The following is a 21,293-nucleotide window of genomic DNA, read 5'->3' as shown; positions in this document are numbered from 1 at the left end:
CGAATCGGTGGATTCCGGTGCCGGGACGGAGCAGGATGACGTCATGCGCGTCGAGACCACCGACCTGAAGGACGTTCTGGTATTCCGGCCTGAACCGTACCGGGACGAGCGCGGTCTGTTCACCCGGACATTCGACGCGCGTGTTGGAGAGCAGTTGGGGATCCGGGCAGCGGATTTCGTTCAGGACTCCCAGTCGCGGTCGGTGCTCGGCGTGATCCGGGGAATGCACGGCCGTTCGGGTCGCGGTGAGGCGAAGCTGGTGCGTTGTGCCCACGGGGCGGTTCACGACGTGCTCGTCGACGTCAGGAAACAGTCTCCAACCTTCGGCGAGCAGCAGGCGTTCACCCTCGATGATGTCGACTTCGCGCATCTCTACGTTCCGCCCGGCTTCCTCCACGGATTCCAGGCGCTGACGCGGGTCGCGGACGTCTGCTACCGGATCGATCGCGAGCACGACCCGGATGAGGACATCGCGGTTGCGTACGACGACCCCGACCTCGGCATCGCGTGGCCGCTGCCTGTGACGGTCGTCAGCGCCCGTGATGCCGGTGCCGGCGCGTGGGCCGATCTGATTGGTCGGCTCTGAGTACTTGCCTTCACCCATTCCCGGCCCCGATCGCCTGGGGTCGCATCGTCTCGTCCAGGCCGCCGCTGTTCCGAAGCAGCTCGAGGCGGGCGAGTCTGGTGAACCTGGAATTGAAGTCGGCCTCGTTCAGGCCCCACCGGGTGTACTGCTCGAACAACTCGACAGCTCCATCCGCAACGCTCCACCGGGCCTCGAATCCGCCCAGCATGGTTCGGATTGCGGAGAAGTCGACGCGGTACGAACGGGTATCCGGCCCGGATTGCCCTGTGATCACGACACGGGAACCGGGGACTGCGCCGGCAACTGCGTCGGCAATCTGAGCGACCGTGAGGTTGTTCGCTTCTGTTCCGACATTGTATGCGGCGCAGTGAATTCGGTGGGATGGGGCTTCGAGTGCGGCGGCGAACGCGGCCGCGATGTCCCGCGCGTGGACGAGGGGTCTCCACGGTGTTCCGTCGGACAGGACGCGCACCTCGCCGGTCAACAGTGCGAGCCCGACCAGATTGTTGAGCACGATGTCCGCACGGAGTCGGGGTGAGAACCCGAAGGCTGTGGCGTTGCGCAGAAACACCGGCGAGAAATCGGAATCGGCGAGCGCCATCACGTCGTCCTCGACCCGAACCTTGCTCTCGGCATAGGGAGTCAGTGGGCGTAAGGGCGCCTGCTCGGTGACGAGATCGTCGCCGGCCGACCCGTACACCGAACAGGTGGAGGCGTACAGAAACCGTTGCACACCAGCATCCTTCGCCAGGCGCGCCAGTCGTACCGATGCGAGATGGTTGATGTCGTAGGTGATCTGCGGTGCGAGAGATCCGAGCGGGTCGTTCGACAGGGCGGCCAGGTGGATCACGGCGTCGTACCCCGTCAGGTGAGACATCGTCACATCACGCAGATCAACGGCGACCGTCGGCGGGTCGTCCGGTGGTGGACCGAGAATGCAGTCCGCGAACAACCCGGAATCCAGCCCGACCACGTCGTGCCCTCTGGCACGCAGTACCGGCACCATGACCGTCCCCAGGTAGCCCTGATGACCCGTGACGAGGACACGCATGTCATTCCCCCTTGAACGTCAACGTTGCCTTCTCCACCACGAACGCCTCCGCGTGCGGATGGTGGCACTGGACACCCCGTAGCCGCGACAGTCCGAGGAAGGCGCGCTCGTCGAACCAGTCGTGGTCGGCCTGTGACGGGTAGTGCTTGAGGAGGATTCGGGCCTTCTCCTCGGCGATCTTCACCGGGAGCGGGTGGAACACCGTGGGGGTGGGCGCGTCGGTCTCCCACTTGAGGATCTCGTATCCGAGCACCAGGTGGTCACGGAACACGGTCGGGACCAACTCGGCGAGCAACCGGTGATCCTGGTGCGCGTCGCCTCGGTGCGGAGCGAACACCACGTCCGGGCTGACTGCGCCGCGAAAGGCCTCGAGAGCATGCTTGATCGGGTCCCAGTAGGCCGGCGCGTGACCGTCGGGGACATCGAGGACCGTCACCTCGAGATCGGCGTCGGGGCAGAGTGCGGCCAGCGCATGCCGTTCCTCGATCTCGCGACCCGTATCGGTTCCGGACAGCGTCAGGGCGCGTACGCGCAGCCCAGGATGCGAGGTGGCGAGGGTGAGCAGTGTGCCGCCTGCACCGATCGCGATGTCGTCGCAGTGCGCTCCCAGGACTGCCACCTCGTCGATGCGGGTGGGGCGGAGGTCGATCATGAGGTCGTCGTCGCTTCCTCGTCGGCCCACAGCATCCACGGGTGCTCGCCGCGGGCGAAGCCGGCGTCCAACTCGGCCCGCTCTTTGAACGTGTCGGCGGGTTTCCAGAAGCCCTCGTGTCGGTAGCCGAACAGGCGGCCCTCGCCGGCGAGGGTTCCACAGACGTCCGCGACGAGATCGCCACCAGGGGGAAGCAGATCGAAGATCTCCTGCGTGAGCACGAAGTAGCCGCCGTTCTCCCAGATCGGGAACTGCCCGATCGGCGTCAACTGTTTGATCTCACCGTTCTCGGCCACATCGACGCAGTGGAAGGACGACTGCGGCGGAACCACGAGCAGCGAGGCGACCGCGCCCGACTGGTGGAAACGCTCGATCACGAGGTCGAGCGGGGCGTCGGTGAGGACATCCGCGTAGTTGGCCAGGAAGCACCGATCCCCGTTCAGATACCGCCGGACGCGGCGCAGCCGTTCGCCTATCGGAGATTCGAGTCCGGTGTCGGCGAAGGTGATCGACCAGTCACTGATGTCGGTGTGCAGCAACTCGACCTGGTTGCCGTGGAGAACGAAGTCGTTGGATTGCTCCTCGTGATAGTCGAGGAAGTAGTCCTTGATCTTGGCGGCGCCGTATCCGAGGCAGAGGATGAACTCGGTGTGTCCGAAGTGGGCGTAGTAGCGCATGATGTGCCACAGCAACGGTCTCGGGCCCACCATTTGCATCGGTTTGGGGATCTCGTCGTCACGGGTGTTTCTCATGCGCATCCCGTAACCGCCGCAGAACAGCACGACTTTCATGGTGTCCGCCCTCCTTGCGAGCCCACCCGGGCGATCACGCCGCGGCCTTGTGCAGACGGGGGAGTGGAAATACGAGCTCGCCACCCCATTCCTTGATGTAGCGAAGTTGCGTGGTGAGCTCCGGTTCGAGGTTCCACGGCAGCGCGAGCACCACGTCCGGTCGGTCCTTGACGATCTGGGCCGGCTCGAGGATCGGAATCCGGGTCCCCGGTGTGAACCGTCCGTGCTTGTACGGGTTTCGGTCCACCGTGTACTCGAGCAGGTCGGGGCGGATGCCGCAGTAGTTCAGCAGGGTGTTGCCCTTGCCCGGTGCGCCGTAACCGACGACGGAGCGGCCCTCCATCCGGCGGTCGAGGAGGAAACGCAGCAGCTGGTGGCGGACGGACCGTGCCTGGTCGGCGAGGTGGAGATACCCGTCCACCTCGTGCAGGCCCGCCGCTGCCTCACTCGCGAGCACCTCGTGGACTCGTGTGCTTGCCGACTCGGCCACCCGTTCGGGTCGCGCCCAGATCCGGAGGGACCCGCCATGGGTGGAGAGCAACTCGACGTCGACGACGGCGAGCCCGGCGGTCGAGAGCGCACGGGCCGCCGACAGCACGGTGTAGTACTGGAAATGCTCGTGATAGACCGTGTCGAACTGGCCGAGTCCGACGAGATTCAGCGCGTGATGGACCTCGATGCTGAGCCACCCCGTGTCCGCCATCAGCGCGCGGAGCGACTGGGTGAATCCGAGCAGGTCGGGGACGTGCGCGTACACGTTGTTCGCAACGACCAGGTCAGCTGGCCCGAACTCGTGTCGCACGGCGGCCGCTGTCTCGATGTCGAGGAAGGCCGAGCGAGTCGGGACGCCGCGCTGCACGGCTGCGGCGCCCACATTGATCGACGGCTCGATCCCGAGACAGGGAATGCCGGCGCCTACGACGTGCTGGAGCAGGTAGCCGTCGTTGCTCGCGACTTCCACCACCCGTGAGCGGGCGTCGAGTCCGAGACGGTGCACGGTCTCCTCGACGAATCGCCGGGCGTGCTCCACCCAACTGTCGGAGTAGGACGCGAAGTAGGCGTACTCGGTGAAGGTGTCCTCGGGCCTGATCAATGCGGGGATTTGGAGGAGCAGGCAGTCCTCGCACAGGCGTAGGTGTAGGGGATACGTCGGCTCAGGGGCGTCCAACTGAGCGGCGGTGAGGAATCGCTCGCACGGCGGTGTCGCGCCGAGGTCGAGAACGCTCAGGAGGCGGTCCGAGTCGCACAGTCTGCACCGCATTGGTCTGTCTTCCCCTCGTGCGGACCTTCGAGTGGTGGACTGCGTCCAACTAACCACACTTTGCACCCGCTTTCAAGGGCAATAAAGTACTTGAAGTTTGTTTATATCCGACTTTTGAATCGTCGAGTTTGGTGCTCGAATGGTTTGGCGGGAATAGGGATTTCGTCATCAGGTCATGTCTCCCCAACGCCACGAATTCGCGGTTATGGTGGATCTGCGGTGACCGGACCGGGTGTCGTTGCGAGCAAAGGGAAACCCGTTCCGGGGAGGGAGCGTGGTGGAATTGCGGTCCGGGGAGATTGAAGTCGTCGAACTCGGCCAGACGTTCGTGGGGGGACTGCCGGTGCGAAGTCCCAAGCGTCCGTTGGGGATGCTGCGGGATCCGAATCTCGAGCGAGCCTGGTCCTCGGTGCTCAAGCAGAATCCCCCAGGGCCGCTGGCGTCGATCTACACGGATCATTCCGCCGAGGCCGGATCCTTCTACACCCAGGTCGTGGGTTACCGCTGCGAGTCGATCGAGGACGTGATGCGCGGTCATGTCATGGCCAGGATTCCGGGCGGACGGTATGCCCGGTTCGTGTCGACCGGCGAATTCCCCGACGTAGTGAGCAACCTGTGGCAGCAGGTGCGGGAGGCGGAGGATGCGGGGCGGATCGGCAGGGTCGCCGCCGGCGCTTACGAGTGCTACCCGCACGCGTACCGGATCGATCTCTACATCGCGGTCGACGCCCCGTCCCGGAGATCCGGTCATGAGCTTTGAGATCGTCAAGTGCGGCGTCGTCGACGTCGGAGGACTGGTCCTGCCGAATGTGGATCCAGCGTCGGGGGAGCGGTCGGGCGCGGGCGGGCTGATGGAATTCACCCGCGAACGCATACGTGAACGCGGCATCACCGAGATCGTGACGGTGTACACCCCGAACAAGGAAGGCGACTCGATCGCGGTCGTCGGGTACAGGTGCGACAGTGTGGAGCACCTCGTCGAAGGCGATGTGATGGTGCGGGTTCCGGCCGGCTACTTCGCGCGATTCGTCCCGGACGGACCTGTCGACGATCCGATAGCCGATGTGTGGAACCAGGTGGAGGTTGCGGCAAAGGAAGGGATGATCGACCGTGCCCTCGCCGAGGAAATCGAGATCACCCGCGCGCCGAACGGGTTCGAACTCTTCATCTCGCTGACCTAGGCGCACGCTCCGCGGATGGTCGGGTTTCCGGTACGAATCCGAACTCGAACAATCCGAAACTGGAGGCAGTGATGGCCCGTGCACTTTTCTGTGCAATTCGGGGGGCCGAGAAGAAATTCGAAGAGACCAGTGTGTGGGATCCGAGGTCGGAATGTCGATTCGTCGCGGCGCGACCGGACGAGGAACCCGAGTTGTGGTCGGCATATCTCGCCGGTGCGTTCGAGAGTTACTCGAAGCACGGTGTGGTCGAGGCACTGGAGTACGACCGCATCCGCGACGGCAGGACGACCACGCTGTTCTTCGTCGCAGTCGCGGCGGACGGCACCGTGAACGGCGGCCTGCGGGCGCAGGGGCCGTACGACGCTCCGGAACAGTCCCACGTGATGGAGGAATGGTCGAACCAGGTCGGGGAGGGTGCCGCGCGCGAGATGATCGCAGACCGCATTCCATTCGGCGTGGTGGAGATGAAAGCGGCCTGGGTTCGCGACGGGGCACCGAATCGGCGGGCCCTCACCCAGTCGTTGGCCTCCGTCGGGGTGTGCGCGCTCGAGTTGCTCGACGTTCAGTTCCTGATGGCATCGGCCGCCGATCACGTGCTGGACCTGTGGGCGTCGTCGGGGGGAGTGGTGGCCACCCGGATTCCTCCGGCGGCCTATCCGGACGACCGCTACCGCACGCAAATGATGTGGTGGGACCGTGACAGCCGCCGTATCCGAGCGGTGGCGCAGCAGTTCGCCCGCCTGTGGGCGGTGCACGAACCGGGCCGGTCCGGGGCGGTCCGGCAGGCCGGCGAGGACTGCGATGCCAGTGCATGAGCATGAGGATGACTACACGGCAACGCTTCTCGACGAGGGGTCGCCTGCCGATTCCTCGTACATCGTGGAGCTGCGTGAGGGCGATGGGGTGCGATGGCACGACGAGCTCGAGGCCCAGCGCGCAGCGCTCCGGGCACTCGTACCGGAGCCGCACCCGTCGATTCTCGACGAGTCGGCCCGGTGGGCCTACTACCCATGGCGGCGCGCGGCGGTACGGATCCTCGGCCCGACCGGCTACCGGCTGCTGCGGCTCGACCGGAACCGGAACAAGATCACCGACGACGAGCAGTTGCGCCTGGCCGAGCTGCACGTCGGCATAGTCGGGCTCAGCGTCGGGCACGCCGTCGCCCTTGCCCTCGCCCTGGAGTCCTCGGTCGGCGCGATTCGGCTCGCGGACTTCGACACCCTCGAGCTGTCCAACCTGAACCGGGTGCCCGCCACGGTGTTCGATCTCGGCGTGAACAAGGCGATCGCAGCCGCGCGCCGGATCGCGGAGATCGACCCGTACCTGCAGGTGTCCGTCTGGCCGGACGGGGTCACCGCGGACACGGTCGGTGCCTTCTTCGACGGTCTCGACCTCGTCGTCGAGGAATGCGATTCGCTCGATGTGAAGGTGGCGGTGCGGGAGGAGGCCCGTCGTCGTCGCCTGCCGGTTCTGATGGAGACCAGCGACCGGGGCCTGATCGATGTCGAGCGATACGACCTGGAGCCTGGCCGCGCACTGTTCCACGGTCTGCTCGGTGAACGCGACAGCGCGGAGCTGTCCGGGCTGTCGGCACGGGACAAGATCCCGCACATCCTGCGAATCCTCGGCGCGGCGGACCTGTCGACCAGGATGGTTGCCTCCCTCATCGAGGTCGGCAGCACGATCTCCACCTGGCCGCAGCTCGGCGGCGACGTCCTCCTCGGCGGCGCCAGCGTGGCTGCGGCCGTCCGTCGGATCGGTCTGGGGCGTCCACTGCAGTCAGGGAGGGTTCGGGTCGACCTCGACGAGCGACTCGACGACGTGCGCGCCCCGATCGTCGAGGCCGGCGGCGACGCAGTCTCGGACCAGGCTGTCGAGGTCCTGCCGACGGACGGTCCGACCGCGGTTGCGCGGGCCGCCTGCCTTGCCCCGTCGGGAGGCAATGCCCAGCCGTGGCGGGTCGTGGTGACGCCGGACGAGTTGCGGCTGTACCTCGACCCCAGCCGGTCGACGGCGATGGATGTGCAGTACCGCGGGAGCCACGTGGCGATCGGCGCGGCGCTCTTCAACGCGCGAGTCGCCGCCGCCACCCAGGGACTGCTCGGGCCGGTCGAACTGTTCGGCGACGTCACCACGCCCGCCCTGGTAGCGACGATGACCTTCGGCTCCGGCACGGACCCGGAGCTGGCCCGCCGTTTCGACGGCGTGGTTCGGCGAGGGACCAACCGGCGGGCAGGCTCACGCCGACCGTTTCCCGGTGAGGTACGTGAGGCGCTGGCGGGAGCCGCGAGAGCCGAAGGTGCGCGCCTGGCTGTCGTCACCGAGCGGTCTGCCATCGACTCGGCGGCGAGGGTGTTCGCCTCCGCAGAGCGGATCCGGTTTCTCGACCCGCGGCTGCATGCCGAGATGATCGGTGAATTGCGTTGGCCCGGTGTGGATCGAATGGACACCGGCATCGACGTGCGATCGCTCGAACTTGACGACGCCGACCTCTCGGCTCTGCGGGTGCTGTGCCGGGCCGACGCGATGGAGGTGCTGGCCGACTGGGGGCTGGGACAGTCGCTGGGCGCGGCCAGCCGGGACCGGATCAGGTCCAGCACCGCCCTGGCGGCCGTCGTGGTGAGCGGAACAGATCCGGCGGATTTCGTTCGAGGCGGGTGCGCGGTGGAGTCCGTGTGGATCGCTGCCGAGGCTCACGGCTTGTCGGTGCAACCGATCTCGCCGGTGTTCCTCTATGGACTGGAGGAGGATGAACTGGCGGGGTTGGCCCCCGCGTACACGGCGGAACTGGCCGTGGGGAGTGCAGCATGGCGCGAGTTGTTCGAGGTCGATGGGGATTCCGCCCTCGCGTTGGTGCTGCGTCTGAGTCACTGCGCATCCGCGTCGGTCCAGAGTCGCCGCCGACGGCCCTCCACCGACCCTCCGGCTGCGTTCACGTCCTGAGGAGCTCGCCATGTCAGCACACACACTCGAGGAGCTCGTCACCGGCGTCGCCTCCCGTTTGACCGCGACCACCGCCCGGACTTGGGTGAACAGTGCCGAGGAGGTTCTGCACGACCTGGTCGACTACTTCGAACTGGACGCGTGTTTCCTGCGGCGTAACGACCACGACATCCGTGCGACGGTCCTCGTCGCGGAATGGCCGCACCGAACGGACGTTCCCGACCCGGATCCCCTCGCGGTTGTCTACTTCGAGAATGCCGACCCGGAATTTGCCAGAGCCGAGCACCTCAAGGAGGTCGGCTTCATCCGGCCAGGAGGGGAGGACACCGGCTATCAGGATCGCGTGACTGCGGGCTCGGGCATACCGGCGGTGACACTGGCGGCGATACCGTTGCTGTCCGGTGACGTGACGACCGGGACGTTGGGTTTCGTTCGATTCGGTGACCGGGACTGGACCTCGGCTGAAATCAATGTGCTCAAGGCGATCGCCGCACTTCTCACCCAGGTGCAGGAACGGGTGCGTGCCGAGAGCCTGCTGCTCTACTGGGCGCACAACGACGCGCTGACCGGGTTGGCCAACCGACGCTCGCTCGTCGAACAGCTCGATCGCCGGATGGCGTCCGGAGGGCGGGGTCCGGTGGCGATGCTGTTCCTCGATCTGGATCGGCTGAAGACCCTCAACGACTTCCTCGGCCACACCGCGGGCGACCGGTTCATCATCGAGATCGGTGCCCGGTTGGCGGGCAGATGCGCTCCCGATGACCTGGTGGCGCGGTTGGGTGGGGACGAGTTCGTAGTGGTCCTCGGCGCAGATGCGGGCGTGGATGAGGCGCGAGACGAGGCGGAACGGATCAGTGAGTTCGTCAACGAGCGGGTCACGCTAGGCAACGTGTCTTTCGGTCGCAGTGTGAGTATCGGGATCGCCGTGGGGACGCCAGGCGAATGCACGGCCGTCGACCTGTTGTGGCAAGCCGACCAGGCCGTTATTGCGGCGAAAGCGCGGGGCGGCAACGCGATAGCTGCGTTCACTGAGGACATGCGCGCGGAGATCGAGGTTCGGAGCATCATCGAACTGAGCCTCAGGTCGTCGATCGACGAGGACCGGCTCCACCTCGTGTACCAGCCGGAGGTCGATCTGCGGACCGGTGAGATCCTTGCGGTCGAAGCGCTGGCGCGGTGGGACCATCCGGCGCTGGGGCTGCTCTTGCCGCAGTCGTTCATCTCGGTTGCCGAGTCGACCAATCTCGCGGGTGAGCTGGGGGCGTGGGTGCTGCGTCGGGCGTGCAGTGACTACGCGCGGTGGCGTGCGGAGATTCCTGGGCTCGACGTCACGCTTCGGGTGAACGTGTCTCCGGCGCAACTGGTGGGGCTCGAGTTCCTCGACGTCGTCTCGCGGATCCTCGACGAGTACGGTGTGACAGGGGATCGGATGTGCCTTGAGATCACCGAGAATGCGGTCGTCGGCGACCTCGATCGCACCCGTGTCGCGCTCCAGGGGCTGGCCGACCTCGGGGTGCGGGTGGCGATCGACGACTTCGGGACCGGGTACAGCTCGCTGGCCCAACTCAAACAGCTACGATTCAACGTGCTGAAGGTCGACCGCGAGTTCGTGCGCGACCTGGGCAATTCTCCGGGTGACCTCGCGATCGTCAAGTCCATTGTGGGACTGGCCAAGTCGTTCGATCTCGACCTGGTGGCCGAAGGGGTGGAGACCGAGACGGCCGCGAAAGTGCTGCTGGGGTTGGGCTGCAACCGTGCTCAGGGTTACCTGCTCAGCCCACCCATGACGGTGGAACGCTGCGGCGACCTGCTCCGCACCGGGTGGATTCCGGTGGCGGCGTCTCTACCCACGCCCCCTAGTCTCAACGTCTAGCGAACCTTCTAAAACAAGGGGAAGAGTATCACTTGAGCACATGAACCAACTTGGAGTATGTTTTAGCCCAAGTTTGTTGGGGCGGATTGCAACAGGTTGGGCATTCCAGATGTGCGAATGCAACACAACGGTCGGTTCGGGGACCAAGCCGACCACACGAGACACGGCGAGCCTCGTGTGTCCAGTGTGTGGACGGCCGTTCGTGGAACCCGCCCGCGCATCCGGAGCCTGGCGACTTCCGTTACCGCTCCCGGCACCGGCACGGCCGGGTTGGGAAGCTCGATACGGCAGGATGGCGTTCGGCATCGACGCGCTGAGCCTGCTGGCTGCGGACGCGTTCGTGTCCACGATTTATCACGACCTGTCGGTCCTCGACCTCCCGGCCAATCTCGCTGTTGCGCTCGCGGTTCCGTCACTGGCACTGTCGGCGCTGGCGCTCAATCACGCATGGGATCCACGGGTCCTCGGCTGTGGTCCCGACGAATTCCGCCGCGTCGCGTCGGCATTCGTGACGGTGATCGCGCTGATGGCGGTCGTCGGGTATGCCGCCGAGACCTCGGGCGGACACTCCTGGGTGTTCGGGGCACTGCCGCTCGCTGCGATGTCGTCGCTGGTCGGCCGCTACCTGCTGCGCAAATGGCTCCATCACCGGCGCAGGTCGGGTGCGTACCTGCGGTCGGTGGTCGCTGCGGGTGACGAGACGTCGGTTCGGGAGTTGATCCACCGAACCAAGGGGGCGGCGCACGCCGGATGGAACGTCGAGGCGGTCTGCCTCGGAGGTGCTGTGCCCGAGAACCTGCCAGTCGACGTCGCCGGGGTTCCCGTCGTCGGCACCGAACGGGACATCGTCGGGATCGTCACCCTGCACGGCTACGCGGCCGTGGCCCTGTTGCCGTCGATCGGGTGGTCGCAGTCGCGCACTCAGCGGCTCGCGTGGGACCTCGAGGGCACGGGGGCGGATTTGCTCATCGCTCCCGCGCTCATGGACATCGTCGGGCCGCGGCTGCACATCAGCCCGGTGGCGGGCACGCCGCTGCTGCAGTTGAGTGCGCCGCGTTTCACCGGACCCGCGTGGGTGGTCAAGTCGGTTCTGGATCGCGTTCTGGCGTTGGCACTGCTGGTCGCGCTGTCGCCGTTGCTGGTCTCGGTGGGCTGTGCGGTCCGGCTGACCAGTCCCGGTCCCGTGTTCTACCGGCAGACCCGGGTCGGACGTGCAGGCACGACATTCGAAATGATCAAGTTTCGGAGCATGTTTCGGAACGCCGACGCACGCTTGGCCGAGCTGGCCCGTGCCAACGAGGGAGCCGGTGTCCTGTTCAAGATCCGCGACGATCCACGCGTGACCAAGGTCGGTCACTTCATCCGGCGGTACTCGATCGACGAGCTGCCGCAGTTGTTCAACGTCGTCGCCGGGCACATGTCCCTCGTCGGCCCCCGGCCGCCGCTGATCGCCGAGGTCGAGAAGTACGACGACGGCGGTGTGCGCAGGCGGATGCTCGTCAAACCCGGTCTGACGGGCCTGTGGCAGGTCAGCGGCCGTAGCGACCTCTCCTGGGAGGAATCGGTACGGATGGACCTGCGGTACGTCGAGAACTGGTCGATAGCGCTCGACGTGATGATCCTGTGGAAGACCGCCGCCGCCGTGTTCCGCGCCGAGGGCGCCTACTGACCGCTCACTTCTCCGCCTGACCGTTCTGGGCGAGGGAGCCGCCGAACAGCGAGGACCCCCAGAACGCGTCGCCCTCGACGCCCGGCGGCACCGCGAACACTGCGGAGCCGACGTGCTTGATGTACTCGTTCATCGCGTCGTTGCGGGCCAGGTTCTGCTGCATCGGCACGAACTGCTTCTGCGGATCCCGGCAGTAGGCGATGAAGAACAGTCCCGCGTCGAGGTGGCCGAAACCGTCGGAGCCGTCGGTGAAGTTGTATCCGCGGCGCAGGATTTCGATGCCGCCGAGTTCCTCCTTCGATGCCAGGCGCACGTGCGCGGCCTCGTCCACGAGCGGGCCCTTCGGGCCCTTCGAGTCGAGGTCGAGCTCGTCGAACTCGTCCTGCTGTCCGAGCGGAGCGCCACTGCCCTTGGCGCGGCCGATGACCCGCTCCTGTTCGGTCAGCACGGTGCGGTCCCACGACTCGATCAGCATTCGGATGCGCCGGGCCACCAGGTAGGAGCCGCCGCCCATCCAGGACTGGTCGTCGGCCGGGTCCACCCAGACGAACTGGTTGACCGAGGCGTCCTCCTCGGCCTTGATGTTGCGCGTTCCATCCTTGAACCCGAACAGGTTTCGCGGAGTGGTCTGGCTCGTCGACGTGGACGAGGTACGTCCGAACCCGAGCTGCGACCACCGGACCGCGACGGTGCCGAACCCGACCCGGGCCAGGTTCCGCACCGCGTGCACGGCGACCTGCGGGTCGTTTGCACACGCCTGGATGCAGATGTCGCCGCCACTGCGGGCAGGCTCCAGCGCGTCACCGGTGAACTTCGGCAGATCGACCAGGGCGGCGGGCCGCTTGTCCGCGATGCCGAAGCGGTCCTTGCCGTCCTTCTCGAACAGCGATGGGCCGAAGCCGATCGTCAGCGTCAGCTGGCAGGCGTCGAGATCGAGGGCCTCGCCGGTGTCGGAGGGTGGGTTGTGCGCGCCGGCACCCAGCGCGCCGTCCTCGGCCGCCTCCTTGCCCGCGGTCATCCGCTCGGCCATCACGGTCCACTTCTGCAGCAGCGCCACCAGGTCGTCGCGCGAGTCGGTGGTCACGTCGAATGCGACGAAGTGCATCCGGTCCTGCGCGGGGGTGACGATGCCGGCCTGATGGGCTCCGCGGAACTCGACCACCTCTCCGTAGGAGGAGCCGGTGTCGGGTGCGGTGAGGCGACCGACGGCAGCGCCGGCCCCGGCGGCAACGACGCCCGCTCCGACCGCGCCGAACAGGGCACGGCGGGAGATCCCGGGCCGGGAATCAGACATGGAATCAGGCTTCGGCGACGACACCTTGCACCTGGCTGACCTCGACGGACAGTGCGTCGATCTTGTGCGACAGTTCCTGACGCTGCGGCTCGGTCACCGTGTCGTACGAGACGAACCCGTCACCGGCGCGGAACTGGGCGAGGGCGGCGTCGAGGTCGGCGAACCGCTGGTCGATCCGCTGACCCAGCTCCGGGTTGCGCTCGTCGATGATCGGACGGACGGAGGCGATCGCGGCCTGGGAGCCGTCCACGTTGGCCTGGAAGTCGTACAGGTCGGTGTGGCTGAAGATGTCCTCCTCGCCGGTGATCTTGGTGCGGGAGATCTCGTCGAGCAGGGTCTGGGCGCCGCCCGCGACCTGGATCGGGTCGACGGTGAAGTCCTCGGCGGCGATGCCGTCGGCGAGTTCCTGCAGGTCGGCGATCAGCTGGTCGGCCATCGCGTTGGTGTCGGGCTGCAAGCCCGTCACCCACAGGTCCTTCTCGAGCCGGTGGAAGCCGGTCCACTTCTGGCCCGGCTCGACGTCGACCTCTCGCAGGTCGATGCGGGGGTCGAGGTCGTCGGGGAAGGACTCGGCGATCGGCTCGATGCGCTCGTAGTAGGTGCGGGTGGTCGGGTACTGCGCCTTCGCGGCCGCGACGTCGCCGGCCTTGATCGCGGCCACGAAGTTCGCCGCCGTCTCCTGCAGTGCGGTGACCTGGCTGGTGACGTAGCGCTTGTAGCCGTCGGCGGCCTCGGCGAGCCGGCCCGACTCGTCCGTGGAGACCTTCGCCTCACCGGTGACGGTGAACTCCGAGCGGATGCCCTCGCCGACCATGCCCGGCTTGCAGGCGGTGTGGAAGGTGCCGGGCTCGGGCAGGTTCACGATCAGCTGCCGGGTCAGACCCGGACCGACGTTCTCGACCTCACCCATCACCCGGTCACCTGCGCCGTAGACGTAGAACTCGGTGACCTTCGATCCGTTGTTGGTGATCGAGAAGGTGGTGGTGCCAGTGGTCGCGGTGTTCGCCGCGATGTCGCAGGTGGTGTCGGTCGCGGTGACCGCGATCGCGTCTGCGTCCGACTCGGTCTTCGCGGTGCACGCCGCGAGCGCGAGCGGGGTCAGCGCCAGCAGGGCCAGGGCGGGGGTGGATCGACGCACGGTGGTGGTGCCTTTCGGTTACGCGGGAAGGTCGGACGTTGCGGATGACGCGGGCTTCGGCGCCACGGGCTGCTCCTTGGTGACCGGGCGCAGGAACAGCGGCAGCACGATCACGATGTAGGCGACCCACGCGACGACCTGCAGCACCGTCGGGTCGGGGCGGAAGTTGAAGATGCCCTGCAGCACGGTGCCGTACCAGCTGGAGGTGTCGAAGCTCGCGGACGCGTCGAACGCGAGGTTCGAGCCGCCGGGCAGCCAGCCGGCGATCTGCAGGGCGCGGACGCCGTAGGCGAGGATGCCTGCCGCGACGACGATCAGGAAGACGCCGGTGTACTTGAAGAACTTCGCGAAGTTGATCCGGACGGCGCCGAAGTACAGCAGCACGGTCAGCACCGCGGCGACCGCGATGCCGAGCAGCAGTCCGATGAGCGGCCAGACGCTGTTGCCCGCGTTCTCCGCGTACCCGACGAGCAGTAGCGCGGTCTCGACGCCCTCGCGGCCGACGGCGAAGAACGCCATCGCGGCGACGGCGACCGGGCCGACCGCGAGGGCCTTCCCGAGGCTGTCCTTGAGGTGGCCGGAGATGGACGCGGCGGCGGTGCGCATCCACAGCACCATCGCGGTCACGATCGCGACCGCGACGAGAGAGGCGATGCCGCTGATCAATTCGGCTGCGGTGCCGGTGACGGTGGAGGTGCCGAAGTGGATGGCGGCGAAGATGATCGCCACCATCGCGACGGCGGCGCCGACGCCGAGCCACACCCACTTGAGGGCGTCGCGGCGTTCCGACTTGACCAGGAACGCGATCAGGATCATGACCACGATGCCGGTTTCGAGGCCTTCGCGGAGTCCGATGAGGCCGCTGCCGAACAGCTGGGTCGCGATGCTCGGCGCGGTGGCGTCGGCGGCGAGTGCGAGCACGGGTGGCCCCTCATTCTGTGCGTGGTCACCCGCCCGAATTCAGGGAAGGCGAACCTTGGTAGCTCCCGGATAAGGTAGCACTTACCACAAGCCGGATTCGGGGTGGTGCCTGGGTGCCCGATATGCCCGGATTGGTTGCCGAGGGTTCGCGGTGTGGATGATGGACACGGTGACCCGCCGAACCGTGACAATGGGAGGCGTCGCTGCCTCGCTCACCTTCGCGGCCGTCCTTTCCGGCTGCTCGCAGCAGCCGACGGTGCCGATTCCGCAGGACGTCCCACCGCGGCCCGGCGCGCCGCTGCCGCCGATCGACGTCGACGGTCCCGGCCGCACCGCCGACCGGCTCGCCGACTGGGCCTCCGGGGTGTCCGACGCGATCGGCGTCTCGGGGACCGCGCTGGAGGCGTACGGGTACGCCGCTGCGGTGATGGCGCAGTCGCGGCCCGACTGCGGGCTCGCCTGGACCACACTCGCCGGCATCGCCGGGGTGGAGAGCAGGCACGGCACTCATCGGGGTGCCCGGGTGGCCGCCGACGGCACCGTCGCCCCGCCGATCCGCGGCATCCCGCTCGACGGCGGACCGGGGGTCGCCGAGATTCCCGACACCGATGGCGGTGCGATGGACGGCGACCCGGTGCACGACCGGGCCATGGGACCGCTGCAGTTCATCCCGGAGACCTGGCGTCGCTGGGGCGTCGACGCCAACGGCGACGGGGTCGCGGACCCCGACAACATCGACGACGCCGCGCTGACCGCCGGTCGGTACCTGTGCGCCCGCGGCGGCGACCTCACCACCGAAGCGGGCTGGCGGCAGGCGCTGATGGCGTACAACCTTTCCGGCCAGTACCTGCTCGACGTCCGGGACCGGGCCAACACCTATGCCGTGAAGAGTGCACCGTGAGTCGCCGTGTGGGGCGCGCTGTGACTCGCCGTGCGGAGCGCGCTGTGACTCATCACCCGGCGTGTGCCACGGCACCGCAGCCGGTTGCCGCGGTTAGGCTCAGACCTGGCACTATGTAGCGAAATCGTCAACGCCCCGCGCAGCCGGGCCGTGTTGGCGTCGCCCACACAACGAAAAGCCGCCAATAAGGAGAACCATCCGTGGCCATCATTGAGCAGGTCGGAGCCCGCGAGATCCTCGATTCGCGAGGCAACCCCACGGTCGAGGTCGAGGTGCTGCTCGACGACGGCACGTTCGCACGTGCCGCGGTGCCGTCGGGTGCGTCGACCGGCGAGCACGAGGCCGTCGAGCTGCGTGACGGTGGCGACCGCTACAACGGCAAGGGCGTGCAGAAGGCCGTCGAGGCCGTGCTCGGTGAGATCGCACCGGCGATCATCGGCATCGACGCCGCCGAGCAGCGCGCCGTCGACCAGGCCCTCCTCGACGAGGACGGCACCCCGGACAAGTCCCGCCTCGGCGCCAACGCGCTGCTCGGCGCGTCGCTGGCCGTCGCGCGTGCTGCTGCCGAGTCCTCCGGCCTCGAGCTCTTCCGCTACGTCGGTGGCCCGAACGCGCACGTGCTGCCCGTGCCGATGATGAACATCCTCAACGGTGGCGCGCACGCCGACACCGGTGTCGACGTCCAGGAGTTCATGGTCGCGCCGGTCGGCGCCGCCACGTTCAAGGAGTCGCTGCGCTGGGGCGCCGAGGTCTACCACTCGCTCAAGTCGGTGCTCAAGGCCAAGGGCCTGTCCACCGGCCTCGGCGACGAGGGCGGCTTCGCGCCCGACGTCGCGGGCACCAAGGCCGCGCTCGACCTGATCAGCGAGGCCATCGGCAAGACCGGCCTGAAGCTGGGCACCGACGTCGCGCTCGCTCTCGACGTCGCGGCCACCGAGTTCTACACCGACGGCACCGGCTACAAGTTCGAGGGCCAGAACCGCACCGCCGCCGAGATGGGCGCGTTCTACGCGGAGCTGCTCGGCGCGTACCCGCTCGTGTCCATCGAGGATCCGCTCAGCGAGGACGACTGGGAGGGCTGGGTCGCGCTCACCGAGGCGATCGGCGACAAGATCCAGCTCGTCGGCGACGACCTGTTCGTCACCAACCCGGAGCGTCTCGAGGACGGCATCGTCAAGGGTGCGGCGAACGCACTCCTGGTTAAGGTCAACCAGATCGGCACCCTGACCGAGACCCTCGACGCCGTCGACCTCGCGCACCGCAACGGCTACAAGACGATGATGAGCCACCGGTCCGGCGAGACCGAGGACACCACCATCGCCGACCTCGCCGTCGCCGTCGGCAGCGGCCAGATCAAGACCGGTGCCCCCGCCCGCTCCGAGCGCGTCGCCAAGTACAACCAGCTCCTGCGGATCGAGGAGTCCCTCGGGGACGCCGCCCGCTACGCCGGCGAGCTCGCGTTCCCGCGTTTCGCGTTCGGCGCCTGATCCGGCCGACCGATCATGAGCCAGCGCGGCAGGTCCCGACCGGGCGGTAGCCCGGGAGGCCGTGATCCCCGTCGCAGCCGCGGCGGGGAGGGGGCGCGACGCCCGTCGTCGCGGACCCGCCCCACGGGATCTGCCGCGCCCGGCGACCCGGACACCTCCGGCCCGCCGGAGGCCACCGGAGCAACACCGTCGCCGACCGAGAAGCCGGTCGGCGCACGGTCCCGTCGTCGCCGACCGGTGGCGCCGACCCCCGAACGGACCATCCTCGGGCTTTCCACCGCCCGTGCGGTCGTCCTCGCGATGGTGATCTGCGCGCTGGCACTGACCCTGGCGGTCCCGCTGCGCACCTACCTCACCCAGCGCAGCGAGGCCGAGCAGGTCGCCGAGCAGCGGGAGCAGCTCGAAGCCGACGTCGCGCGGCTCACGCGCGAGAACCAGCAGGCCGACGACCCGGCCTACGTGCGGGCGCAGGCCCGCGAACGGTTGCAGTACGTGATGCCGGGGGAGACCCCGTACCAGGTGCAGTTGCCGGGCGCGACCGCCCCGCCCGTCGAGGACCTCACCAAGCCCAAGCACGACGGCGACCCCTGGTACACGGACCTGTGGCGGCCGATCGTCGAGCCGCAACCCGACCCGACCGCGACCCCCGCACCGGCGCCGCAGGCACCCGCCCCCGCACCCGACGGTGCCGGGTCGATGACCATTCCACAAGATCAAGGAGGGCCCACCGGGTGACCGAGCCGGCCGAGAACAACGTTCCCCAGGCGGACCTGGAGGTCGTCGCAGCGCAGCTGGGCCGCGAGCCGCGCGGTGTGCTCGCGATCGCGTACCGCGCACCCGACGGCACCCCCGGAGTCGTCAAGACTGCGCCGCGCCTGCCCGACGGCACGCCTTTCCCCACGCTCTACTACCTCACCGACCCGCGGTTGACCGCCGAGGCGAGCAGGCAGGAGTCGGCCGGCGTGATGAAGGAGATGACCGAGCGCCTGTCCAGCGACCCCGAACTCGCTGACGCGTATCGCCGCGCGCACGAGTCGTATCTCGCCGAGCGCAACGAAATCGACTCGCTCGGAACGGATTTCACCGGCGGCGGGATGCCCGACCGGGTCAAGTGTCTGCACGTGCTGATGGCGCACGCCCTGGCCAAGGGGCCGGGCGTGAACCCGTTCGGTGACGAGTCCGTCGCCCTCGCCGCCGACGCCGGGCTGCGTGGCACCGCCATTCCCGAGGACTGGCCGCGGTATGTCGCACCGGAAGGCCGCGGCGAATGAGCAGCGGTGCCGGGCAGCGGGTCGCCGCGATCGATTGCGGCACCAACTCGATCCGTCTGCTCGTCGCGGACGCCGACGAGAGCGGCCGCCTCACCGACGTGGTCCGGGAGATGCGCGTCAACCGACTCGGCCAGGGCGTCGACGCCAACGGGCAGTTCGCCCCCGAGGCGATCGAACGCACCCGGGTTGCGCTCGAGGAGTACGCCGGGATGATCCGCGAGACCGGTGCCGGCAAGGTCCGGATGGTCGCGACATCCGCCACACGGGATGCCGCGAACCGTGAGGACTTCTTCGCGATGACGCGCGAGGTGCTCGGCGCCGTGATCCCCGGCGCCGGCGCCGAGGTGATCACCGGCGACGAAGAGGCGCGGCTGTCGTTCGCCGGTGCGGTCGGCGAACTCGACCCGGCGACAGGACCTTTCGTCGTCGTGGACCTCGGTGGCGGTTCCACCGAGGTGGTCCTCGGCGACGGGGGAGGGGTACACGCCGCGTACTCCACCGACATCGGTTGCGTTCGGCTCACCGAACGGTGCCTGCACGACGATCCGCCCACCGAGGACCAGGTCGTGGCGGCGCAGGCCTTCGCGGCCGAGAAGCTCGGCGAGGCGTTCGACCGGGTACCCGTCGAGCAGGCGCGCACCTGGGTCGGTGTCGCGGGCACCATGACCACCCTCGCCGCGGTGTCTCTGGATCTGCCGCACTACGACGCCGAGCAGGTGCACCTGTCGCGGATGTCGCTGGAGCGGCTGCACGAGGTCAACCACAGCCTTCTGCACATGACGCACGAGCAGCGCGCCGCGATCGCCACGATCCACCCGGGCCGGGTCGACGTGATCGGTGGCGGCGCGATCGTCGCCGACGTTCTCGGCCGGGAACTCTCCCGCCGCGCCGGCATCGCCGAGTTGATCGTCAGCGAGCACGACATCCTGGACGGGATCGCACTCTCGGTGCTCTGATTTCCACCACGGCTTCGGCCGGCCCCCATAGCCCAATTGGCAGAGGCAGCGGACTTAAAATCCGCCAAGTGTCGGTTCGAGTCCGACTGGGGGCACTCGATCGCCACGCCGCGGGACACCTCCGACGTGGTCGCCTACTGACGCCGCCGGCGAGCCCGGACCGTACGTGTTCGGTTGGACACCGCGCTTCGTGGGTCGTTGCAGGCTCTCTGCGCGGCCATTCTGTCCCCAGGTCGGTCGCCGGCCTCGTCACCGTCCCGGGCGCGCCCTGCATCCAGAACCATCGCCGTGGACTTTCGCTGCCGATTCGCGAAATAGTCGGTCATTCTTCACATTTGGGACCGTCTGCTCGCTGCGGCCCGAGTTGGTGTCGCTACGTGTCGGGTCCATTGGGGAAACTCCAGGTATTGCGGAGGTTGCTTGCCGGCGAACTCTGTGTGCTCGTCCAGGGTGTTTGCCTGAGGTTCATGTAGAGGGCGCCAATACGGTGCTTTTCCTCTGGTACCAATGTGTCCGGCGCGCGAGAGATGCGCCGAAATCACCTCTCGATCAACAGGAGTCGTTCCATGGGTTCGTCCGAAGAAGACCTCAAGCTCATCAAGCAGATCCAGCCGATCGTCAGCGGTGTCGGCACCATCGTCGGTGGTCTGGGTGCAGTCCTGACCGTCGTCGGTGCGGCTGCTGCCTTCAGCTGATCGACGCTGACCGAGCTCCAAACGAAACGCCTCCCACCGCAGCCCCCCTCAGGTGGGGGGCGTTTCGTCGTTTCGGGGGGTCTGCATCCAACCGCATACCCCGTTGCGACCGGTGCGGCGATGAGATCGATGTCGAGATGGTCGGTTCAGATTCCCACTGCCGCAGCCGCTCTCGTCGCATCGACGTGCCCGGGAAGCGGTGACCAGAGGTGCCGGCGCGGCGTACCGGGGAGTGATGTGATGCAGGCCGCCGCGAGATTTCCATAGCGAACTTTTAGCCGATGAGTGACGGCAGGAGGAGCCCGATCGGGTGCTCCGGCGCCGACTGGCGGCGCCGGAGCGCGGCGCACCCCAAGAGTCCCATCCCGGGCGCGCCGCGGCAACTGTAGCCAATCGTCGGTGAAAAATGTTGCAGCCGATTTGAACAGTGTGGAACGCGCGCTTCGGTCGACTCGAGGTTGACCAGAGAGGTCTCTGTCGGTTTGGAGTGGTCTGTGAGATCGCCGGGGTGTGCACTCGCCGGCCGACGGAGTTTGCCTGTCAATAGCACGGGCGAATCGGCGAGGGGTGGTCAGCTGGACCGTCGACGGGTCCGGCCGTACGGTCGCCTGTGGTGGTGACGT

20 protein-coding genes and 1 tRNA gene are annotated in these 21,293 nt (G+C 67.6%); 14 read left to right on the top strand and 7 right to left on the bottom strand.

Going from position 1 to position 21,293, the window contains the following annotated elements; all coding sequences use genetic code 11:
* The first annotated feature begins 43 nt into the window (after positions 1-43).
* Positions 44-586 (top strand): dTDP-4-dehydrorhamnose 3,5-epimerase, encoded by a 543-nt coding sequence (gene rfbC / locus ACWEPG_RS06955; RefSeq protein WP_452594132.1) that lies wholly within the window; start codon positions 44-46, stop codon positions 584-586.
* Positions 587-596: 10 nt separating this feature from the next.
* Here the strand turns inward: rfbC and ACWEPG_RS06950 are convergent, their stop codons facing one another.
* Genes ACWEPG_RS06950 through ACWEPG_RS06935 form a run of 4 tightly spaced genes read right to left on the bottom strand, consistent with a single transcriptional unit; the run spans position 597 to position 4,341 of the window.
* On the bottom strand, positions 597-1,637 hold the full coding sequence (locus ACWEPG_RS06950) for an NAD-dependent epimerase/dehydratase family protein (protein ID WP_450114121.1): 1,041 nt from the start codon (positions 1,635-1,637) through the stop codon (positions 597-599).
* A 1-nt stretch (position 1,638) separates the two neighbouring features.
* Positions 1,639-2,289: a PIG-L deacetylase family protein gene (locus tag ACWEPG_RS06945; RefSeq protein ID WP_450114122.1), complete on the bottom strand. Its 651-nt coding sequence runs from the start codon at positions 2,287-2,289 to the stop codon at positions 1,639-1,641.
* A complete protein-coding gene (locus tag ACWEPG_RS06940) occupies positions 2,286-3,080 on the bottom strand; it encodes a glucose-1-phosphate cytidylyltransferase (RefSeq protein ID WP_450114123.1) in 795 nt (264 codons plus the stop codon). The genes ACWEPG_RS06945 and ACWEPG_RS06940 overlap by 4 nt, the downstream gene beginning before the upstream one ends.
* Before the next feature lie 34 nt (positions 3,081-3,114).
* The gene (locus tag ACWEPG_RS06935) at positions 3,115-4,341 is read right to left on the bottom strand and encodes a class I SAM-dependent methyltransferase (RefSeq protein ID WP_450114124.1); all 1,227 of its coding nucleotides are present in this window, start codon (positions 4,339-4,341) and stop codon (positions 3,115-3,117) included.
* Positions 4,342-4,615: 274 nt separating this feature from the next.
* On the opposite strand from ACWEPG_RS06935, the gene ACWEPG_RS06930 reads away from it, so the two are divergent.
* The 6 genes from ACWEPG_RS06930 to ACWEPG_RS06905 all read left to right on the top strand — a co-directional run bounded on the left by ACWEPG_RS06930 (position 4,616) and on the right by ACWEPG_RS06905 (position 12,007).
* Positions 4,616-5,101, top strand: coding sequence for a GyrI-like domain-containing protein (locus ACWEPG_RS06930; protein ID WP_450114125.1), 486 nt, complete (start codon positions 4,616-4,618; stop codon positions 5,099-5,101).
* Positions 5,091-5,522, top strand: a complete 432-nt coding sequence (locus ACWEPG_RS06925; protein WP_452594131.1) for a hypothetical protein — start codon at positions 5,091-5,093, stop codon at positions 5,520-5,522. Before ACWEPG_RS06930 ends, ACWEPG_RS06925 begins: the two co-directional genes overlap by 11 nt.
* Positions 5,523-5,713: 191 nt before the next feature.
* On the top strand, positions 5,714-6,337 hold the full coding sequence (locus ACWEPG_RS06920) for a hypothetical protein (protein WP_450114127.1): 624 nt from the start codon (positions 5,714-5,716) through the stop codon (positions 6,335-6,337).
* Positions 6,330-8,465, top strand: a complete 2,136-nt coding sequence (locus ACWEPG_RS06915; RefSeq protein WP_452594130.1) for an Rv1355c family protein — start codon at positions 6,330-6,332, stop codon at positions 8,463-8,465. The genes ACWEPG_RS06920 and ACWEPG_RS06915 overlap by 8 nt, the downstream gene beginning before the upstream one ends.
* Positions 8,466-8,475: 10 nt before the next feature.
* Complete coding sequence (locus ACWEPG_RS06910; protein ID WP_452594129.1) at positions 8,476-10,338, top strand: putative bifunctional diguanylate cyclase/phosphodiesterase; 1,863 nt, start codon at positions 8,476-8,478, stop codon at positions 10,336-10,338.
* 292 nt (positions 10,339-10,630) lie between these two features.
* On the top strand, positions 10,631-12,007 hold the full coding sequence (locus ACWEPG_RS06905) for a sugar transferase (RefSeq protein ID WP_452594128.1): 1,377 nt from the start codon (positions 10,631-10,633) through the stop codon (positions 12,005-12,007).
* A gap of 4 nt (positions 12,008-12,011) precedes the next feature.
* Here ACWEPG_RS06905 and efeB read toward each other — a convergent pair whose 3' ends face one another.
* Genes efeB through efeU form a run of 3 tightly spaced genes read right to left on the bottom strand, consistent with a single transcriptional unit; the run spans position 12,012 to position 15,360 of the window.
* On the bottom strand, positions 12,012-13,301 hold the full coding sequence (gene efeB, locus ACWEPG_RS06900; protein WP_450114131.1) for an iron uptake transporter deferrochelatase/peroxidase subunit: 1,290 nt from the start codon (positions 13,299-13,301) through the stop codon (positions 12,012-12,014).
* A 4-nt stretch (positions 13,302-13,305) separates the two neighbouring features.
* Positions 13,306-14,439 (bottom strand): iron uptake system protein EfeO, encoded by a 1,134-nt coding sequence (efeO, locus tag ACWEPG_RS06895; RefSeq protein ID WP_450114132.1) that lies wholly within the window; start codon positions 14,437-14,439, stop codon positions 13,306-13,308.
* A gap of 18 nt (positions 14,440-14,457) precedes the next feature.
* Positions 14,458-15,360 (bottom strand): iron uptake transporter permease EfeU, encoded by a 903-nt coding sequence (gene efeU / locus ACWEPG_RS06890; RefSeq protein WP_452594127.1) that lies wholly within the window; start codon positions 15,358-15,360, stop codon positions 14,458-14,460.
* Positions 15,361-15,550: 190 nt separating this feature from the next.
* On the opposite strand from efeU, the gene ACWEPG_RS06885 reads away from it, so the two are divergent.
* The 7 genes from ACWEPG_RS06885 to ACWEPG_RS06855 all read left to right on the top strand — a co-directional run bounded on the left by ACWEPG_RS06885 (position 15,551) and on the right by ACWEPG_RS06855 (position 20,670).
* A complete protein-coding gene (locus tag ACWEPG_RS06885) occupies positions 15,551-16,261 on the top strand; it encodes a lytic transglycosylase domain-containing protein (protein ID WP_450114165.1) in 711 nt (236 codons plus the stop codon).
* Between the two features lie 200 nt (positions 16,262-16,461).
* A complete protein-coding gene (gene eno / locus ACWEPG_RS06880; protein WP_450114134.1) occupies positions 16,462-17,748 on the top strand; it encodes a phosphopyruvate hydratase in 1,287 nt (428 codons plus the stop codon).
* 237 nt (positions 17,749-17,985) lie between these two features.
* Complete coding sequence (locus ACWEPG_RS06875; protein WP_450114135.1) at positions 17,986-18,483, top strand: FtsB family cell division protein; 498 nt, start codon at positions 17,986-17,988, stop codon at positions 18,481-18,483.
* Positions 18,480-19,019: a DUF501 domain-containing protein gene (locus tag ACWEPG_RS06870; RefSeq protein WP_450132790.1), complete on the top strand. Its 540-nt coding sequence runs from the start codon at positions 18,480-18,482 to the stop codon at positions 19,017-19,019. Before ACWEPG_RS06875 ends, ACWEPG_RS06870 begins: the two co-directional genes overlap by 4 nt.
* On the top strand, positions 19,016-19,975 hold the full coding sequence (locus ACWEPG_RS06865; protein WP_452594126.1) for a Ppx/GppA phosphatase family protein: 960 nt from the start codon (positions 19,016-19,018) through the stop codon (positions 19,973-19,975). Before ACWEPG_RS06870 ends, ACWEPG_RS06865 begins: the two co-directional genes overlap by 4 nt.
* 21 nt (positions 19,976-19,996) lie before the next feature.
* Positions 19,997-20,070: transfer RNA gene (locus ACWEPG_RS06860), tRNA-Leu, on the top strand.
* Between the two features lie 471 nt (positions 20,071-20,541).
* Positions 20,542-20,670: a hypothetical protein gene (locus ACWEPG_RS06855; protein WP_450114138.1), complete on the top strand. Its 129-nt coding sequence runs from the start codon at positions 20,542-20,544 to the stop codon at positions 20,668-20,670.
* Positions 20,671-21,293: the final 623 nt, after the last annotated feature.

The organism is Rhodococcus sp. NPDC004095 (genome assembly GCF_053604015.1).
This window is presented reverse-complemented; position numbering and strand designations above follow the sequence as displayed.

Excerpts from the sequence above, each read along its gene's own strand:
- ACWEPG_RS06945 (WP_450114122.1), bottom strand. The coding sequence starts at position 2,289 with ATGATCGACCTCCGCCCCACCCGCATCGACGAGGTGGCAGTCCTGGGA.
- ACWEPG_RS06935 (WP_450114124.1), bottom strand. The coding sequence starts at position 4,341 with ATGCGGTGCAGACTGTGCGACTCGGACCGCCTCCTGAGCGTTCTCGAC.
- ACWEPG_RS06885 (WP_450114165.1), top strand. The coding sequence starts at position 15,551 with ATGGGAGGCGTCGCTGCCTCGCTCACCTTCGCGGCCGTCCTTTCCGGC.
- ACWEPG_RS06910 (WP_452594129.1), top strand. The coding sequence starts at position 8,476 with ATGTCAGCACACACACTCGAGGAGCTCGTCACCGGCGTCGCCTCCCGT.
- ACWEPG_RS06950 (WP_450114121.1), bottom strand. The coding sequence starts at position 1,637 with ATGCGTGTCCTCGTCACGGGTCATCAGGGCTACCTGGGGACGGTCATG.
- rfbC (WP_452594132.1), top strand. The coding sequence starts at position 44 with ATGCGCGTCGAGACCACCGACCTGAAGGACGTTCTGGTATTCCGGCCT.
- ACWEPG_RS06865 (WP_452594126.1), top strand. The coding sequence starts at position 19,016 with ATGAGCAGCGGTGCCGGGCAGCGGGTCGCCGCGATCGATTGCGGCACC.
- efeB (WP_450114131.1), bottom strand. The coding sequence starts at position 13,301 with ATGTCTGATTCCCGGCCCGGGATCTCCCGCCGTGCCCTGTTCGGCGCG.
- ACWEPG_RS06925 (WP_452594131.1), top strand. The coding sequence starts at position 5,091 with ATGAGCTTTGAGATCGTCAAGTGCGGCGTCGTCGACGTCGGAGGACTG.
- ACWEPG_RS06855 (WP_450114138.1), top strand. The coding sequence starts at position 20,542 with ATGGGTTCGTCCGAAGAAGACCTCAAGCTCATCAAGCAGATCCAGCCG.
- ACWEPG_RS06940 (WP_450114123.1), bottom strand. The coding sequence starts at position 3,080 with ATGAAAGTCGTGCTGTTCTGCGGCGGTTACGGGATGCGCATGAGAAAC.
- ACWEPG_RS06905 (WP_452594128.1), top strand. The coding sequence starts at position 10,631 with ATGGCGTTCGGCATCGACGCGCTGAGCCTGCTGGCTGCGGACGCGTTC.